Consider the following 19,811-nt stretch of genomic DNA (forward strand, 5'->3'; position numbering starts at 1 on the left):
TTATGCAAAGCAGATTAATAACAAAAGCCCATTTCTTTCGAAACAGGCTCTTTGTAAAAAAAATAAAAATAAACTAACACAAAATTTTTAATTGTATCCTTGATTTTGTTGGAATACCTTTTGGTCTATAACGGTTTGCGGAATTGGAAATACTCTTCTAAAAGGTTGAGAAGCTGCTTTTGCAGTTCCTGGCAAGTCAAATTTTCCAAAACGAATACTTTGTGGCCTTCTTTGTAACTCCCAGTACAATTCGAAACCTAATTCTTTATACAATTGTTCTGAGTCTAAAGAGGTAAGTGCTTTTCCCGGAGCGTTTGCAAATAATGATTCTCTTTTTCTGCTTGTACGCAGTTTATTAAGATCGATCATGGCAAGACCATTGTTTCCTTTTCTGAAATATGCTTCGGCTCTCATGGCATAAATTCCTCCTAAACGGAATAACGGAATATCAACATTACTGTTACCATTTCCTCCTTCAGGATCAAATTCATATTTAAAAACACGAGCTCCCTGATTGATTTCGTTTTGAGCAAAAACAGATTTTGTAGGGTCTGCAAATGTTAATGATGGTGTAAAATTCATTCTTGTACCTGTACTTTTTTCCATAACCAATGGAGAAACCTTGATACGGTTCCCTATCATTTCTAGAGATCCCGAAGCCAATAATACAGGACCATATTGAAGTCCGGCCTGAATTCCTCTGTTAAAATGGAACCAAGGCAATGCCGGGCTGCTTTTAGGTACGATATCTGTTGCAGGAACACTTACATCTGTACCATCGTTCATAAACCATGTACCATCAGCATATTGGTAATGTTGTTCAAATCTTGGATCGTCATGATTACCATTCCATGATGCGTAGAATTCAGGAGTTATACAAGCTGCATTTGTTCCTCTGTTTGCAGCAGATGTTCTCTGGTTACGCTCCATACACACATAAGCAAAACTGTTTGAACCATTACGGATATAATCTATCTTTTGAGAAATGGCAAAAATAAGTTCTTTACCATTATCGTTATCTCTTGCAAAGTTTTTAAAGAAATCACTTTCTAAACTAAATCTTCCTGAATCGATTAATAATGATGTATAATAAATTACACGATCCATATCAGATCCTGTTGATCCGGCTACGGCAGCTTCATTAAAATTAAAACCTGAAGAAGCATTGTAGCGGTCTTTTAACACAGCACGATTTAAATACATAGTACTTAAAAAAGCATAAGCAGCTTGTTTTGTAAATCTTCCGTGGTGCGTACGCTGTGTACCAAGATCAGCTAAATTTGGTATTAAAGCCTCAACATCAGTAATCAATTTGTCAATCTCAGTCTCAGCCTTTAAAATTTGCAAAGGTGCATCTACATTCAACGGATCTCTAAATGGCGCTTGTCCGTAAAGATCTAATGTAGTATAGGTATAATAAGCCAAAAGTGCTTTAGATTCTGCTAAAAATAAAGCCTTTTCCGGAAAAGAAGTTTCTTCTGCTGACTTAATTGCAGTCAAAGAACGCGTAATTCCGTTTGTCAGTAAATCCCAGTTACTTACAATAATAGCATTACTTGAAGTCCATGTAAATTCGTGCATGTCCCTCCATTTTCCACCATCTCCCCAGTCACTTCCGCGAGTTGGTAAAATAGCTTCGTCTGTAGTGTATTCCTGCATGGCAAAAACAGCTCCGTGATCTACAAAGGTCCCGTCTCCAAGTCTGTCATAAGCAGCTGCAAGTGCACCTGCCGGATCTGTAGCGTCAGTTCCTAATTTTTCATCTAATACAACTTCATCAAGATCTGTACAGCTGTTTAAAAGAAAAATAAAAGAGAATATTGTTATAATTTTTAGGCTAAAAAATGTCTTTGTCTTCATGATTTATAATTTTAAAGTTGCTCCGAAACTGAACGTTCTCGAAGTTGGATAACTAGCGTAATCAATACCAATAGATTGGTTTCCTCCGTTAGATTTCGGGCTGTTGATTAACGGATCGTAACCTGTATAATTCGTAATAGTAATTAAGTTTTGACCTGTTACATAAAGTGTTAATCCGTTTAACCAGTTTACTCCTTTCAGATCAAAATTGTACCCAATACGAGCAGTATTCAATCTGATAAAATCTGATTTCTCTAAGAATAATGTAGATAATGTTGGAGCATTTGTTGCGTTTGCACCAGATTCATAATATCCTGTAGCAACATTTCGGTCAGAAGCCAGGTTGTTAATATTTAAGGCGTTCAATCCTGTATTATTTAACAAATAACCTCCGGTTTGACCAATGATAGAGAATGAAAACGTAAAGTTTTTATATCTCATATCACTATTAAATCCGTAGTAAAAAGTTGGCAAAGCCCCTTCGATAATGATTCTGTCGCTATTATCAATTTTACCGTCTCCGTTTTGATCTTTAAAAATATTTCCTCCTTTACTGTCAAAACCAATATGCTCCAACAAATAAAATGAACCTGCAGCGTAACCGCTTTTGTAAATATTAGCATTTACTCCTGATTGTCCAGGTCCTGAAATAGTTCCTGTTAAGATTTCTGAAACCGGTAAATCCTCAATTATATTTTTTAAGGTTGCCCCGTTCATATCCACATTCCAGGTAAAGTTTTTAGTATCAACTAATTTTGAACCAAGCATAAACTCAAATCCTTTGTTAACGATTTTTCCATCGATATTAGTCCAAACTGTTGTTGTTGGTTTTAAAGGACTTGAAGGAACGTTTAAGATTGCATCTGTAGTAGTTTTATTGAAGTAATCCAGAGTTCCGTATAATTTGTCACCCCATAAATTAAAATCTAAACCTAAGTTGGCCTGAGTAACTACTTCCCATTTTAAATCAGGATTGGCTGTTCTGGTTACAGAAACTCCGTTTACCAGACTCAAATCATCATATAAATAATATCCATCAGGACCGGATAAGGAATAACTTGCTTTTGTCAGTTTGTTTTGAACTTCCTGATTTCCTGTTTGTCCCCAGCTCGCTCTTAACTTTAAGTTGTTTATAGCCGTTACATTTTCTAAGAAACTTTCTTTAGAAATATTCCATCCTAAAGCAAATGAAGGAAAGTAACCGTATTTGTTATTATCACCAAAGCGAGTCGAACCGTCAGCTCTCATAGAAGCTGTTAAAAGGTATTTATCATTAAAGGTGTAATTTAATCTTCCAAAGTAAGACTGCAATTCGTTTTCCTGAGCATAACCTGTCGTTCCGGATTGTGTTCCTGCAAAACCAGGATTAATAGATGGTTTGATACCAACACCTTGCGCAGAGATTCCGTCGATACTGAAACTTGTTCCTGATCTTTCAAATTTTTGATAAGAGAAACCTCCCAAGACCTCAAATTTATGTTTGTCCAGCAATAAATTATAAGTCAGATAATGCTCAACCAAAGAGTTTTTAGAGTCTAAATTATTCTGAACGTATTTCCCTTTTGGATTTAAATCAGTTACGTTTGGATAAATTGTTGTGTTTCTTTCTGCTGTAGAACGATCGATACCAATGTTTAGTTTATATTCTAATCCGTCAATAATTCTTAGCGAAGCTTCAAGATTTCCTAAAACTCTAAGCGTACGTGTTTGATCCTCATAAATACTCAATAAATAAGCAGGATTATAATGCGCATTCATGTTAAAGTTGGTATACTTTCCGTTAGCATCAAAAACTGATCTTGTTGGGTTTGCCATCAAAGTATGCACAATCAACTGTCCGTTTGAACCTCCGTCATCGCTGGTAGGAACTCCATCATCTTTAGTTTCACTAGCTGTAAGATTCACTTTTACTTTTAAACGTTTGTTATCCAGAAAAGATTCGGCAGCATTAATTCTACCTGACATACGTTTGAAATTACTGTTGCGAATAATACCTTCCTGATCCATTTGTGCTACAGATGCGTAGTAGTTTCCGGATTCTGTTTGTTTAGAAAAAGACAAAGCATTATTTTTTGTAACTGCAGTTCTGTAAATTACATCTTGCCAGTCTGTGTTTCCGCCATGATCAAAAGCAGGTTCTTTAATTGCGCCTCTATATTGGCTTGCACTTAAAACATCCAGTTTATTTGCCACAGTCGAAAGTCCTGTATAAGTATCAAAAGTCAAAGTTCCTTCGCCTTTAGATCCTTTTTTAGTCGTTACCAAAACAACTCCGTTAGATCCTCTTGCACCATAAATAGCTGCTGCAGATGCATCTTTAAGAACTGTAATAGATTCGATATCACTGCTGTTTAAAAAGTTCAACGGGTTTTTTGCTGCAGATGCACCAAAACCTACGTTTGTTCCTGATGGGCTCACATCGTCGTTTGCCAACGGAACACCGTCTACTACGAACAAAGGAGTACTTCCGCTTCTAATAGATCCAACTCCACGAATCGTAACATTTACGCCAGCTCCCGGTTCACCGCTTGTGCTTACAACACGAACACCGGCAACTTTTCCTTGTAATAAATTATCAGGCGAAATATTGATTCCCTGCTTAAAATTTGCCGCCTGAAGTTGCGTAACAGCTCCAGTTACATCTTTTTTAGATTGTTTACCGTAACCTACAACCAAAACCTCGTTTAACTCGGCTGTATTTGGTTCTAACTGAATGGTCATAAAACTATTTTGTACCGTAACTGTTTTCGTTTTATATCCCATGTACGAAACCTCGATCGTTTTTCCTTCACCAATAGTAATTTCAAATTCTCCGTCGAAATTAGTAACTGTTGAGTTTGTAGAACTCGTTTCCATAATGGTTGCACCAGGAATTGGCACTTTGTTTTCATCAACAATTTTTCCTTTTACTTTAACTCTGTCAACTACTTTATTACTGATTGTTTTAGGAGCAATTGTTTTCTGGATTAAAACTAATTTGCCGTTAATACTATAATTGAAACTTGCTTTTTTAGATAAATCACTTAAAATCAAAGATATAGATTCGTTTGTATAATTTACCGTATAAACAGTATTGTCAGCAATTATAGCTTGTCCGTAACTAAATTTATAGTCCGTTTGCTGTGTCAATTTTGAAAAAATAGAAACAAGTGTAGCTTTTTCTATTTTATTTTTTACTTTTGATTCTCCTGAAAAATTAGTTTTACTGTAACCGCTTTGAACGGCCAGTAACGCCAGTACTAAAAAGACAATTCTCTTTAGATTTAAATAGGTAAGTTTAAAATACATGATTTAAGTTATTGGTTTTTTTTACGATACTTAATGATAATGGGCAGTTGTTCTCAGCAACTGCTTTTTTTGTTTTTTAATCCACTCTTACTATTTCGCCATAAACTTTAAATTTTAGGTTTGTGATATAATTTATTTGTTGCAGAATACTTTCTAACGTCGCATCTTTTTTAATGAATACCGTTAGCGGAGTTGCCAATACACGCTCGTCATTGTATTGAAATGAAACACCGTATTTATATTGTAAAATGGTAATTACCTGTTTTAATGTAGTTTGATTTAGTGTAACATCTGTATTGTACCAATTGACCAAAAACGATTTATCTGCCAGTTGTTTGGTCAGTTTTTCTGCCGTAAACAAAGCTTCTTCGTTTGGGACCAGATCAACACTTTGTCCTTTTGCAGAAACATTTACTTTTCCGGTTACGACAATTACTTCGCATTTTGATTTTGATAACTGAATGTGAAAGGACGTTCCCACAACTTTTGTTTTTATTTCGCCTGAGCTAATAATAAAAGGATGTGTTTTGTCTTTGGCAATTTCAAAAAATGCATTTCCTTTTAATAAAGAAACTTTTCTTTCGTCGCCCATAAATTTTTCAGGATACTGAAATGATGAGTTTGCTGCCAGATAAATTTTCGAGCCGTCACTTAATTCGATAGATTTGGGGATATCTGACGTTTTAAATGATACTTGTTTTTCGGCTGTAACGTTTGGTCTATAGAAAAATCCTAAACCAACCAGAAAAAGAATGCTGGCAGCTGCCATATATTTTAAATAAGGAGTAAAAGGTTTCTTCTTCCCTATTCTAATCTGAATATTGTCGTATATATGTTGAGAAACTTCATTTGGGTTTCCCATCAAGGTTTCGTCCCAATTTGAGTTTTGATATTCGTTTAAAGCAAAATCATTCAATAAATTTTCTTCTGCCTGAGAAGTTTTATTTTGGGAACTTTTATCGATAAGATATTCTAAACTATGCTTGATTCTTTTTATCATAATACTTGTTATTACCAATAAGTACCAGAATTGTAAAATCGTACTATCCAGAAATATTATGAAACCATTAACAGAAAGTTATCTTAAAACTTTTGGTTCAAAATAATGAATGGAGCAAGCCAGGCAAGGTCTTTCAAGCCTTCGCGCAATTGTTTTAAGGCCGATGAAATTTGGTTTTTCACCGTTTGTTTCGAGATTCCAAGTTCCTCTGCAATCTGATCAATTGACATATCCTGAAATTTATACATCAATAAAACTTCTTTTCGTTTCTCCGGAAGTTTATCTAATAAGGAATAAAGTAAATCCATTAATTCAGGATCGATCGAGCTGAAATGATCAATAATATAATCTTCGAATTTATCCTCAAGAATCGTCTTGTCAAATCTATTATTCTGGTAATGTTTGAAAACCTGATTTTTTACTGCACGAAACAAATAAGGTTCGATCGCATGAATATTCAAATCATCTTTTCGCTCCCATAAATCAATAAATACATCCTGAACAATGTTCTGCGCCAAGTCTTTATCCTGAGTCATCGTATACGAAAAAGCATTTAGCTTTTTCCAGTAATCGTTATACGTTTTTTCAAATACTTCAGGGTTCTTCATAACAAAATTGGGGACTGTTTCGTGATGTAAAATAATAAAATGTTATACCAATGTTTTTTTCCTGAAGGTTAACTTTAAATTAAGGAATGAATGCGTTTGTTTTATTAATACTACTTTTTTGAACTAAAAATGACACTGGGTTTGCGATTTCTTTTTCTTAAACTAACACAAAAATCAGATGTTGATTTTACTTTAGTATTCTCAAAAACGGCAAACTTCTCATTTGTCAGATCCCTCTTCTATTTCAGTAATTCCTATTCAAACAATTATGAAACAAACTCTGTTTACATTATTAATTGCCGGTGCTGCAATTAGTAATTCTAATGCCCAAAGCGACAATTTTCAAAAAGGCAATTTAAAGATCAATCAAATCCAGGTCATTGGATCACACAATAGTTACCGCCAGAATATTGAACCGGATTTATACAATCTGATTCAGGCAAAAGATACTTCACGTTCTCTAAAAGGCCTTCAATACACACATATTCCAATTACTGATCAATTGAATAAAGGTTTAAGAAATCTGGAAATTGATGTTCAGGTTGATACTAAAGGCGGAAAATATTTTCACCCAAAGGGATTGGACATTGCAAAATCAGATAAAGCTTATGACCCGAACGGAGAGATGAAAAAACCGGGTTTTAAAGTTTTTCATATGATCGATATTGATTTTAGAACGTCCTGTTATACGCTTCAAAATTGTCTTGCCGAATTAAAAAAATGGTCTGACGCCAATCCAGATCACGTTCCGGTCTTTATTACGCTCGAACCAAAAGATGATGACAGTTTCTTAGGTACAAAAGCGGAGAAATTTACACCAGAAATATTTGATGCCTTAGATGCGGAACTTCGTAAAGGATTGGGCGATAAATTGATTACACCGGATATGGTGCGAGGAAAATACAAAACGCTGGAAGAAGCGGTATTACATAATAATTGGCCAACGCTCAAAAAAGCAAAAGGTAAATTTTTATTTATTTTGGACAATAACGGAGCCAAAAGAGATTTGTATGCCCAAAATCATCCATCCTTAAAAGGTCGTGCCGCTTTTATCAATGCTGATCCCGGAAAACCCGAAGCCGCAACGTTATTCAGGAACAATTCTGAAGATCCTGAAATTGCCAATTTAGTAAAGAAAGGATATATAATAAGAACCAGAGCCGACTCAGATACTAAAGAAGCCCGCGCTAATGATTACACTCATTTTGAAGCAGCCAAAAAATCCGGTGCCCAAGTCATCACAACCGATTATTATTTGCCAAGCACTTTATTCAATTCTCCTTATCAGATAAAATACGATGATGGAACTTATGTGAGAGTTGATCCTGTTAATGGAGGGGAGTAAGTTTTCAGTCTCAGTATTCAGTATTCAGTATTCAGGTTTTACTTTGTGTGAAACCTGAAACTTTTTTTTGGTGTGAGAATGAAGCAGATTTAAGGGGGTTTAGCGTGGATTTTTTGTCTCCATTTATGTCATCCCGAGGAACGAGGGATCTCCGCAAGAAACTCTACAATCAAAATCGTCAATCTTTGTGGAGCTAACTAACGGAGATCCCTCGTTCCTCGTGATGACAAACTGTATGTGAGGCCATGAGAACTAAATAATCAAAATCCGTGACAATCCGCGTTTTCGCGATAGCGAATCCGTGTCATCCGTGTGCCATTACTTTGCGGTTAAATCTTTAATCTCTCCATTCTTCAAATCTACAGTAAAATGATCTGCCGGAACTTCGTGCATGAATTTATTGAAGATAATCAGAAACAATCCCATTTGCTTTTGCAGTACTTTATCTTTTGATGCATCTTCTTTATGATTTTCAAAAAATAGGTGAGATAGTATTTTGTATTGTTTCGCTCTTGCGGTTCCAACATCGGCTAAAGCGAGTTCATCTGCACTTCTAAAACGATAAAAATCGACTAATAAATCATAACCTGTCCAATTGAAATCTTGTCTTTTTAGGTTGTTTTCAGACAAAAGTTTATCTGTTTTACTTTCAGCTTCCGTCCATTCTTTTTTGAAATTTTCTTTATTTTTCAGGATTATATCAAAATCTATATCAGATTGAATATTGGCTAAAACCAATAAATCCTCACCCGAAACATTAAGGAAAAAATTCTTGAAAGCAGACGGCCAATCATCAGCTAAAAATCTTAAGCGAACCAATTCCTTCAAGTGAAAATCAGTAAAATCGTGATAATTCTTAGTTTTCAGAATATCTATATTCCAAATGTCTTTTGTGTTTTGACTTTCCAGGAATTTATATTCCATTTTGTATAAATCAAAAAGTTCGTTGTATCGGGGAACCTCATCGATTGTAATGGTTTGAATATCTACCAGATTATCTTTTTTGATCGTTAATAATTTATACGCCGGAATATACGCTGCCAAAGATGGTGTCTGAATATTGACCAATGTGTTTCCTTTTGCTGTAGTTCTTGTTCCGGTATCGTTAATATGCATGTGTCCGCCAAAGTGAATCTTCAATCCCGCATCAGCAAAAACCTGCGCCACTTCTTCAACCGGAACGCGGTTCAATTGCCATTTATTGGGACCCAGAAGTTCTTTTATTTCTGCAGAAGCGTCGTCATTAAAATCGATCATGGGAAAATGACTAAAAGCAATCAAAATTTTACCTTGTTGTCTGGCTTGTGCCGAAATTTCTTCGACCCATTTTATAAGGTGTTTTTTATTAGAAAGTACATTATTATAACCCGTACTGGCTTCTGAATAACTTTTGGAATCTTTGGGATCTCCATCATTTTTCTTCGGAATATAAACATTCCCGTCAATCGCCATTAACCAAATTCCGTCAACAGGTTCAGCGACATAACTCACATCCGGAACTTCAAATCCCGGTGCAACATTATAAACCCGGTTTGATAATAAGGCTGCTTTTGATGCTTTCTCGAAACTATAATTTTGGGAAGTATAGGTAGAAAATGGAGTTGCCCAGAATTTATATTTTTTATTAGGGTAAAAACCAAAGTTTTTCAGATTGTCGGTAATTCCTAAATAACCCATTTTAGCAATGTCGGCGGTAATAACTACAGGCTGTTCGATGGTTAAATTTGGCTTATACAGGCCTTCTTTGCTATAAATGGGTTGACTTTTTCCTTCTTTTCCTAAAAAATCTTCTTTACCGGATTCTTGTGCAAAAGGTCCAACAGGATCGTGATTTCCTGTAGTGATGAAAAACTCTATATTGTATTTTTTTCTGTATTGATCTAATATTTTCTCTAATCCTTTTACGTGAATTGGCTGACCATCATCTGTGTAATCTCCCGGAAGTGCCACATATTTTATCTTTCTTTTTGCGATATCTTCTAAAGCGGCTATAAAAGCAAAATAGTTTTCATTGAAAATTCGGGTCGAATGCAACTGAGACGCCATTGTTCTCATTAACGTATATTTTCCGGTTTTCGTATTCAGAATGCCTTTATAATCATTATCAGAAAATCTTCCGTATAAATCCTGTAAGTGAACATCAGATAAAAAAGCAACCTGAACGCCTTCAGTATTCTTTTGTTTTTGTGCCCAAACAGCAACATTCAAAAAAATGAAAAACAGAAAAGTAAAGCAATATTTATAAGGAGAATTAATTTTAGAAATCATAGGTTAAGCTTTTGCAAATGAGATTAGGAACGTTTTAAAACGATTTGCAATTTTAGAAATTAAAACCTGAAATAGTTTTATGGTATTGTTACGGAATGATAATGTTTATAAAAAGAAAATGGTCTGAATTCAATATGAATTCAGACCATTTAATGATAATTGTCGATAATGACTTTGATTGTCTAAAACCTTTGTCAAAGTAAAAACCATTTACAAAGGTTGAAATAAGGATAACTACCTTATTTCTTTATAAAACGTCTTACTGTTTGTTTACCATCTTTATCAAAAACAATCACGTAAACGCCACGGTTTAAACCGGAAACATTAATACTATTATCTCTGATTTCATGGGTTTTAACCAAACTTCCGGTTTGAGAATCGATTATTTTAATTTTTCCTCCTATTAGATCCGTAGTAAAGAAAAGCATTTCTGAAACTGGGTTTGGATATACGGTTAATAGCTCATCTTTAGTCTTTTGCTCTTCAATACTTGATAAAATTCCCGGACTCATTGCTTCTGCCGCGTCTGCTTTGTCAACTTTACTGATTCTGATCCAATTAATATTCACAAAACCGGATTGAAAGTATAGAAAAAGATCAGTTGTGCTGGCATCTACATATACTGTTTGGGTAATAGTTTGCCAGTTTTGTGATCCTCTGGTATTTGGTATAAAAACATTTCCTAAAAAAATAGTTTCATTGTTTAAATAAGAAAATATTTGTCCACCCCCATTACTCGCTACTCTATATTCTATTGTATAAATACCTGATATTGGGAAATTGATATTATTATACGCTACCGAATCTCCTATTCCTGGATTTGTAACGCTTAAACCTCCACCAACATCTGTTGTTACTTCGGTCTTAATTCCTGTCATAGCAGTGTAATCTTCTGCCTGAATTAGAGCAGTGGTTCCTGATTCGATTTTAGAAATTCTAATCCAGTTAATATTCATACTTTTATTTTGAATATATAGGTCAAAATTATAGGTTCCGGCATTTACGTTTACAATCTGTTTAACAGTTTGCCAATTTTGCCATCCTCCCGTATTGGGTATCTTAACATTCCCTAAAAAAATCGCTTCTGTGTTTAAGTAAGTAAATATTTGGCCTCCATCTACCGGACTCGCTATCCTATATTCTATTAAATAAGAACCTGTACTTGGGAAGCTGATATTATTATAGGTTAACGTATCTCCTACTTTAGTATCCGTAACATTTAAACCTCCGCCAACATCTGTTGTTGTTTCTGTTTTTATTCCCTTCATTGCTGAATAATCTTCGGCCTGAATTAAAGTTGATTCCTGAGAGGTTATTTTAGTAATCCTGATCCAGTTGATGTTTATGTTCTCCTTTTTAAAATCTATTGTAAAATTATAGGTTCCCGCATTTACATTTACAGTTTGTTTGACAGTTTGCCAGTTTTGCAATCTTCTGGTATTGGGTATATTAACATTCCCTAAAAAAATAGCTTCTTTGTTTAAATAAGTAGAAATTTGAGCTCCATCTACAGTACTTGCTACTCTATATTCTATTAGATAAGATCCTGATGTTGGGAAATTGATATTAGCATATTTCAGCCAATCACCTGCATGTGTATCCGTAACGTTTAAACCTCCACCGGCATCTGTTGTTGTTTCGGTTTTAATTCCACTCATAGCTGTGTAATCTTCAGCCTGAATTAAAGTCGAAGGTTCAGTTTCGATTTTAGAAATTCTAATCCAGTTGATGTTCATGCTTTTATTTTGAATATAAATATCAAAATTATAAGTTCCGGCATTTACGTTTACGGTTTGCGTAATAGTCTGCCACTTTTGCCATCCTCCAGTATTGGGTATATCAACATTTCCTAAAAAAATGGCTTCTTTGTTTAAGTAAGTAAATATTTGGCCTCCATCTACAGCACTCGCTATCCTATATTCTATTAAATAAGAACCTGTACTTGGGAAATTGATATTATTATACGTTAGCGTATCTCCTACTCCAGTATCTGTAACGTTTAAACCTCCGCCAACATCTGTTGTTACTTCGGTAGTAATTCCGCTCATAGCAGAGTAATCTTCAGCCTGAATAAAAATCGCAGTATCAGGTACAATTGTTGAAACTAATTTCCATTGTCCGGAAGTCTTGTTGGTATTATCCCATTGCTGCACGTTGGCACCATTTTCCATACTTGCTCCCATAACCTCAACTAATTTTCCACTATGTTTGGCAATAAACTTATAAAATCCATTATCTGCAGCAACAACTACAAATTGTTGATTTGCAGTTCCTGCGTAGATATTTTGCTGTATATTGGCACCATTGGCTTTACTCAAATCATTTACACTAAGCACGTTTCCGGAATAATTCGAATTAATAATATATAATCCGTTACCTAAATGAGTAAAACTATATTCTTGAAATTTTTTGTTTACATTTCCCTGCGCAACATTGGCTCCATCTTTAAGATTTCCATTCCAGCCTTCCATATTAAGTCCGCTGTTTCTATTTTGCAAAAAGAAAGTCTGATTGTCTAAAGTCGTAACTCCGTTTGCCAGAATTCTGATTGAACTTACTTTATCATTCCAGTTTTTGTCCAAGCTTCCAATATCAGAATTAATAACTATTGAAGCTCCGGTAAAATTATCATCCTGATACAAAATCGCCTGAAATCCCTGAGCAACCTTAAGCGAAGAAATATCATCATTTAAAACTCCTAAAGAATTTAAACGTTCAATATTATAATCTCCAATAGTCAATCCCCCGGAAAATCCACCATAATTAAACTCTTTATAAACGGTAACTACATCTGTAGATGGACTTATATTACCACTTGGTAAAATCGTTCCTGTAATAGAATAACCTCCTATAGAACCATAAGCAGAATATCCACCAGACCCCGGATTTCCTGCTCCTATACCACTAACTCTAATATAATATTTACCCGCTGGTAGGTTGGTATTTATTGTAGCATTTAAAATAAAAGGATCCGGATTGAAATAGGATCTCATTTCAACTCCTGCTGAATTATATAATTGAATTAAGAGGTGTAGATTTCCATCTTTTACCATAGTATTGGCATTGATCAAAACATTTCCTCCCGCAGTCGTAAACGTAAAGAAATCATAATCGGTTTCACTTAAAATAACGCCATTTTTTTGATTAATTACTCCGTTTGCATTATAATCTAAATTTGCTGCAGATGCTATTGTTTTTCCATAACTGTCTGCACGATATCCGATACCGAATTTAGTGCCGGCAATAATAGCAACATCATCTTGTTTGTTGTTTGCACCATCATATTCTCCTTTACTCCACTGTACAACAGGTCTGCGACCGCCTACTCCCATAATAGGTGCCCACGAAGTATTGCCAATGCCATAGTAATAGTCTATACCTCCAGAAACTACGCCATCATGACTAAGATCAAAAGTATGTCCAATTTCATGTGATGACGTATCTCCACCACTTTTACCTGAAGTATCAAATATCCAACACGGTACATCATTATCCCAATTGAAGGAACCAACATAAGCCACACCACCTACTCCAGGTAATGCTGTATTGGTTGGTGTTATCACCGCACGCATTCTTCTGTTTTTTGGATAAGAATTAAAAACAGCTTCGTTTGTCGTAATATTTAAATTAAAAGGTCTGTAATCTTCTGCAACTATTTCCCAATGTCTCTGTATTTCTGCATCACTCATACCTGACGGTGCAGCATCTATGGCGTTACCATTATTCCAGGCATTTCCTGCAGGCATATAATAGCCATCAAAATCTAATAAAATACAACCTGCTGCACCCGGCAAACTTTGCAAATTCAATAATGCCGGAGAAATTTTAACGGCTGTTTTTTTATTGGTTTTATTAGTTGTTTCAGAAACATTTTCAGATGCGTTCTTGTAATCAATACAAATCAAAGTATTGATGTCAACTTTAGAAACAAATGCATTTCCTTGTGCATCAGAATAATACTTATAAGCTTCTTTTGTTTTGTTTAAAAGTATATGCCCTTCCAGACTGTTATCTTTTATGTTGATGTAAAAAGAAGATTCCGGAATATTCTTGATTTCTCCAATTAAAAGCTCACTTGAAGCATTAGATTCTTTATAATTAATTGTTGTATTGAACTTTTTCGAATTTTCTACCTCAAGTGAAAATGTTTTTGAAGTAGTTTTTGAAGTAACAGAAGTTGCCAGCTCTTTCTTTAAATTGTTCATAAACGATTTACTTGAACCCAAAGAAGTTTGTGCGATTGCAAAACTGCTAAACACGATAATTAAGAATAAACTTAACCTAAATCTGTAATTTTTTTTCATATTCATTAAGTTTTTTGAATTATAAAATAATTCATTTTTGTAATTAATCCAATCACAAATATATAAAAAAATTACAATTAAATAAGTTTTTACTTACAATATAAGATATTAGCTTATATTTTTTGAAAGAAATATACTTCTTTTAAGGTTTTAAAGACAAAACGAGTAGATTATATTTTTTAAACTACATGCATCAACTTGTTATCATAGAAAAAGCGCCATCTCTTTTATAAAAAAGAAACAGCGCTTTTTGAAATAGTATGTTTTATATCGTTACTTCTTTATAAAACGTCTTACAGTTTGTTTACCGTCTTTATCAAAAACAATTACATAAACGCCACGGTTTAAACCGGAAACATTAATACTATTATCTCTGATTTCATGTGTTTTAACCAAACTTCCAGTTTGAGAATCGATTATTTTAACTGTTCCACCTATTACATCTGTAGTAAAGAAAAGTGTTTCTGAGACCGGATTAGGATATACGTTTAATGCTACATTCTTAATCTCTTCATCTGTAATTGTCAATGAAGATTCCGGAGTAATTGCAGCAGCACCAATTTTGGTAATTCTGAACCAGTTGATATTTACGGCACTTGTCTGAATATAAATTCCAAAATTATACGTTCCGGCATTTACGTTTACGGTTTGTGTTACCGTTTGCCAGTTTTGCCATCCTCCCGTATTCGGAATATCAACATTGCCCAAAATAATAGTTCCGCCGTTCAAATCTGAAGAAATTTTAGCACCATCAACAGCACTTGCGATTCGATACTCAATCAAATAAGAACCCGTTGTAGGGAAATTGATATTGTTATACGCCAGCCAATCTCCGGTATCTGTGTAAGCAACGTTTAACCCTCCGCCAGTATCTGTTGTGGCTTCTGTCTGGATTCCGTTCATTGCTGAGTAATCTTCGGCCTGAATTAAGGTTGTTGTTTGAGAAGTCGTTGTCGCAATCAGCTTCCATTGTCCGCAAGTCTGACCGTTATCCTGCCATTGCTGTACATTTCCACCATTTGCAGTACTTGCTCCGGCAACTTCAACTATTTTACCGCTATGTCTGGCAACTATTTTATAAAACCCGTCTCCAGTCGAAGTCACGATAAATTGCTGATTGGTTGTTCCGTTATACGGATATTGCTCTACATTGGCACCATTATCTTTATTAAAATTATTTACATCAAGAGACTGACCACTGTGATTGGCAATAATTTTATACAAACCATCACCCAAATGTGTGAAAGTATATTTTTGATTGTTTCCTGAATTTACAGTTCCTTGCGCAATATTTGCTCCATTGGATAAGCTCGCATTCCAGACATCCATATTCAATCCGCTGTTTCTATTTTGCAAAAAGAAAGTCTGATTTCCTAAAGTAGTTACTCCATTTGCAAGTATTCTGATTGAACTTACTTTGTCATTCCAGGTTGTATTTAAACAAGAATTATCAGAATTAATGACTGTTGAAGCTCCTGTAAAATTATCATCCTGATATAAAATTGCCTGAAAACCCGGAGTGATTTTAAGCGACGAAATATCATCGTTTAAAACGCCTAAACCATTCAATCGTGCCAGATTATAATCCCCAATTGTCAAACCTCCGGAAAATCCGGTATAATTGCAATCTTTATAAACGGTAATAACATCTGTAGAAGGTGCAATATTTCCTCCCGGCGGAATCGTTCCGGTAACGGAATAACTACCAATAGAACCGTAAGCTGAATATCCGCCATAACCAGCGCTTCCTGCTCCTGTACCATCAACACCAATAAAATATTTACCGGCTGGCAAATTCACATTCATAGACGCATTTAGTGCAAAAGGATCAGAGTTCCAATAGGTTCCCATTTCGGCTCCTGACGCATTATACAATCTGATTAAAAGGTGTAGATTTCCATCTCTTCCTACTGTATTGGCATTGATCGAAACATTTCCTCCGCCTGTTGTAAACGCAAAAAAGTCATAATCGGCTTCACTTGAAATGATTCCGTTTTTTTGATTAATAGCACCGCTGGCATTATAATCTAAAGTCGTTGCAGAAGCTGTATTATTTCCATAATCATCACCTCTGTACCCTACACCAAATTTAGTCCCGGCAATAGTAGCGACATCATCTTGTTTATTATTTGCATAGTCATATTCTCCTTTACTCCATTGCACTACAGGTCTGTAATATCCTGCGCCCATGATTGGAGCCCATGAAGTATTGTTTATACCAACAAAATAATCTTCGGCAGGATTTGTACGACCGTCATGACCTAAATCAAAAGTATGCCCTACTTCATGCGCAGAGGCATCTCCACCAGATTTACCCGAAGTAATAAATACCCAGCAAGGTACATCATTGTCCCAATTAAAGGAACCAATATATGCCACACCTCCCGCCCCCGGGGCTGCAGTATTGGTTGGAGTCACCACCACACGCATTCTTCTGTTTCTTGGATAGGAGTTAAAAACGGCTTCACTCGTGGTAACATTCAGATTAAAAGGTCTGTAATCTTCAGAGACTACTTCCCAATGCTGTTGTACATCCGCATCACTCATTCCGGATGGTGCAGCATTTATGGCGTTTCCGTTGTTCCAGAGATTTCCTGCGGGCATATTATACCCGTCAAAATCTAATAAAACACAACCTGCACCGCCGGGTAAACTTTGCAAATTCAGTAAAGCCGGGGCAATTGCAGCTGCAGCAGCTGTTTTACTGGTTGTTTTATTAGTACTTTCAGGAACATTTTTATAATCAATACAAACTAAAGTATTGATGTCAACTTTAGAAACAAATGCATTTCCCTGTGCATCCGAATAGTATTTATAGGCTTCTTTTGTTTTCTTAAAAATGATATGGCCTTCAAGCGATTTATCCATCACTTTAATATAAAAAGAAGATTCTGCTATATTTTTGATTTCTCCAATCAAAAACTCACTTGATGAATTTGATTCTTTATAATTTATTTTTCCGTTAAAGTTTTTCGAATTGTCAACCTGAAGTAAAACTGTTTTTTCTGCACTTTTTGAGGTTGCTGAACTAACTAATTCTTTCTTTAGATTATTCATAAATGTTTTACTCGAACCTAAGGAAGTCTGCCCAATTGCAAAACTGCAACAGGCTAGAAACAGGAGTAAACTCAATCGGAATCTGTAATTGTTTTTCATATGTATTTGAGATTTGGGGTTACGATTTAAGGTGCAATGTGTGGTTTTATCCTCATTATTGTCATTCGACGGAGGATAAATGTTCGCAAGCAGCTTTGCATAGTAATTCTTTGCCGAGTTTCAAATGAAGATTTCTCCTACGTAGAAATGACAAACTATACGCGCAGATTTTTTAATTTAAAAAAAACACCATTCCTTCTTTCGATAAAAAAAGAAGAAACAGTGCTTTTAAAGAAAACTTATTTTTTAATAAAACGTCTTACTGTTTTGATTCCGTCTTTTTCTACTAAAATCAAATAGATTCCGGATTTCAAACCTGCAACATCAATAGTGTTGTTATTCACTTTTTGTGTAGAAATTGTCGCACCGCCTTCAGAATTGATAATGCTTACGTTTGCTCCTGAAACTTCAGTTGTAAATGAAATTGAATCTTCTGTTGGATTTGGATAAATAGTCAAACCTTCAATTCCGGATTGAGAAGCTGATTTTGCTGCTAAAGCTGCGCCTGATTTTGTGATTCGGAACCAGTTGATGTTAACACCTGTATTTTGAATATAAATCCCAAAATTATAGGTTCCGGCATTTACGTTTACGGTTTGTGTTATTGTTTGCCAGTTTTGCCATCCTCCGGTATTGGGTACATTTACATTTCCTAACTGAATCGTTCCTGCATTTAGATCAGATGATATTCTGGCTCCGGTTACAGCACTTGCTACTCTATATTCGATTACATACGATCCTGAAGTTGGAAAATTGATGTTTGAATATGCCATCCAATCGCCTGTATCTGCGTATCCTACATTAAGACCTCCTCCAGTATCCGTTGTTGCTTCAGTCTGAACACCGCTCATTGATGAATAGCTTTCTGCCTGTATCAAAGTTCCTGTACCTGTTGGTGGCTGACTTCCTGTAATAACCTGATTTACGGCTGTTAATAATGATTTTGAACCTGTAGCATCCTGAGATAATTCCCAAATCATAACTCCGCCAGCATTTTGAACAGCAAAAGTTGTTTTTGCTTTGATGGTTGGGATTCCGTTATAATAAATCGTGTTTCCTACCTGATCCTGATTTTCTGCTCCAGGATATTGGGCTACGATATTGGCATAAGAAATTCCCTGATTGGCAGAAGCTCCAAAACCATATCCGTAAAACGGAAGACCAATGATTGCTTTACTTGCCGGTAATCCTCTGCCTGTCCAGTAATTAAATTGATTTACAGCCATACTGTACGGAGAATGTTGTCCCGGAGTTCCAGGAGCCCAAGGTCCTGTTGCGTCATATGCCATGATATTAATCCAGTCATAAGCTGCAAAAGTAGACGCAGGTACATTTGCACCGCCATATCCTTCAGAAAGTGCTGCTGTAATTTGTTTACCGTTAGCATGCAATTTAGCTGCAAGAGCAATTACAAATCCTCCGTAATCACCATTTATTGCAGGTCCTTCAAGATCCACATCTACTCCGTCAAAATTGTGTGCTACGACATAATCGTATATTTTCTGGATAAATGCAGTTCTGTTTCCGGATGTAATCAGATTAAAATAATTGTCACGAATTGCACCGCCTTCAGAAATTGCTCCTCCGCCAAGCGAAACAAAAACTTTTACGTTCTGATTGTGGGCAGCATTGATAAGAGTGGTGTTTCCGGAGTTATAAGATAAATATCCGTTTGCATCAGGATTTTCAAACGCAATATTAATATGGGTCAGTTTACTATACTGGATAGTACTCGAAAAGGAATTAAGGTCGACCCAGTTTGGGACATAAGCGATTACTTTTTTCTGGGCCATCGATAAATTGAAAACTCCCAATACTAAAATAAGCATCCATTTTAACGGCATTCTTTTGTAATTGTTTTTCATAATAATTGATTAATAGGTTAATAAAAAAATGTAAATAATGGGGGCGAAATTTTATATTATAGATTTAGATTGCATATTTCAAATTTTAGAGGCAAGAGTCAGGATGTAGTGAATAAA

At 35.3% G+C, this 19,811-nt stretch carries 9 protein-coding genes; 1 reads left to right on the top strand and 8 read right to left on the bottom strand.

What is annotated here, in order from left to right:
* Positions 1-87: 87 nt before the first annotated feature.
* The 4 genes from RC62_RS11355 to RC62_RS11370 form a co-directional block, all read right to left on the bottom strand.
* A complete protein-coding gene (locus tag RC62_RS11355) occupies positions 88-1,860 on the bottom strand; it encodes a RagB/SusD family nutrient uptake outer membrane protein (protein WP_055095337.1) in 1,773 nt (590 codons plus the stop codon).
* A gap of 3 nt (positions 1,861-1,863) precedes the next feature.
* Positions 1,864-5,148, bottom strand: a complete 3,285-nt coding sequence (locus tag RC62_RS11360) for a SusC/RagA family TonB-linked outer membrane protein (protein ID WP_055095338.1) — start codon at positions 5,146-5,148, stop codon at positions 1,864-1,866.
* A gap of 76 nt (positions 5,149-5,224) precedes the next feature.
* Positions 5,225-6,148 (bottom strand): FecR family protein, encoded by a 924-nt coding sequence (locus RC62_RS11365; RefSeq protein WP_055095339.1) that lies wholly within the window; start codon positions 6,146-6,148, stop codon positions 5,225-5,227.
* Positions 6,149-6,231: 83 nt separating this feature from the next.
* Positions 6,232-6,756 (bottom strand): RNA polymerase sigma-70 factor, encoded by a 525-nt coding sequence (locus RC62_RS11370; RefSeq protein ID WP_055095340.1) that lies wholly within the window; start codon positions 6,754-6,756, stop codon positions 6,232-6,234.
* A gap of 268 nt (positions 6,757-7,024) precedes the next feature.
* Between RC62_RS11370 and RC62_RS11375 the strand changes: the two genes are divergently transcribed.
* Positions 7,025-8,101 carry a phosphatidylinositol-specific phospholipase C1-like protein gene (locus RC62_RS11375; protein WP_055095341.1) on the top strand — a complete coding sequence of 359 codons (1,077 nt, stop codon included), beginning with the start codon at positions 7,025-7,027 and terminating at the stop codon, positions 8,099-8,101.
* A gap of 318 nt (positions 8,102-8,419) precedes the next feature.
* On the opposite strand, the gene RC62_RS11380 is transcribed toward RC62_RS11375, so the two are convergent.
* The 4 genes from RC62_RS11380 to RC62_RS11395 form a co-directional block, all read right to left on the bottom strand.
* Positions 8,420-10,369 carry a metallophosphoesterase family protein gene (locus RC62_RS11380; RefSeq protein WP_055095342.1) on the bottom strand — a complete coding sequence of 650 codons (1,950 nt, stop codon included), beginning with the start codon at positions 10,367-10,369 and terminating at the stop codon, positions 8,420-8,422.
* A 239-nt stretch (positions 10,370-10,608) separates the two neighbouring features.
* Entirely contained in the window at positions 10,609-14,673 is a 4,065-nt protein-coding gene (locus RC62_RS11385) for a carbohydrate-binding protein (protein ID WP_055095343.1), read from the bottom strand.
* Positions 14,674-14,946: 273 nt separating this feature from the next.
* Entirely contained in the window at positions 14,947-17,730 is a 2,784-nt protein-coding gene (locus tag RC62_RS22755; protein ID WP_245176816.1) for an RICIN domain-containing protein, read from the bottom strand.
* A 338-nt stretch (positions 17,731-18,068) separates the two neighbouring features.
* Positions 18,069-19,694 carry a glycosyl hydrolase family 18 protein gene (locus RC62_RS11395; protein ID WP_055095344.1) on the bottom strand — a complete coding sequence of 542 codons (1,626 nt, stop codon included), beginning with the start codon at positions 19,692-19,694 and terminating at the stop codon, positions 18,069-18,071.
* Positions 19,695-19,811: the final 117 nt, after the last annotated feature.

Origin of the sequence: Flavobacterium aquidurense (assembly GCF_001404985.1) — a bacterium.
Lineage (GTDB): Bacteria > Bacteroidota > Bacteroidia > Flavobacteriales > Flavobacteriaceae > Flavobacterium > Flavobacterium aquidurense_B.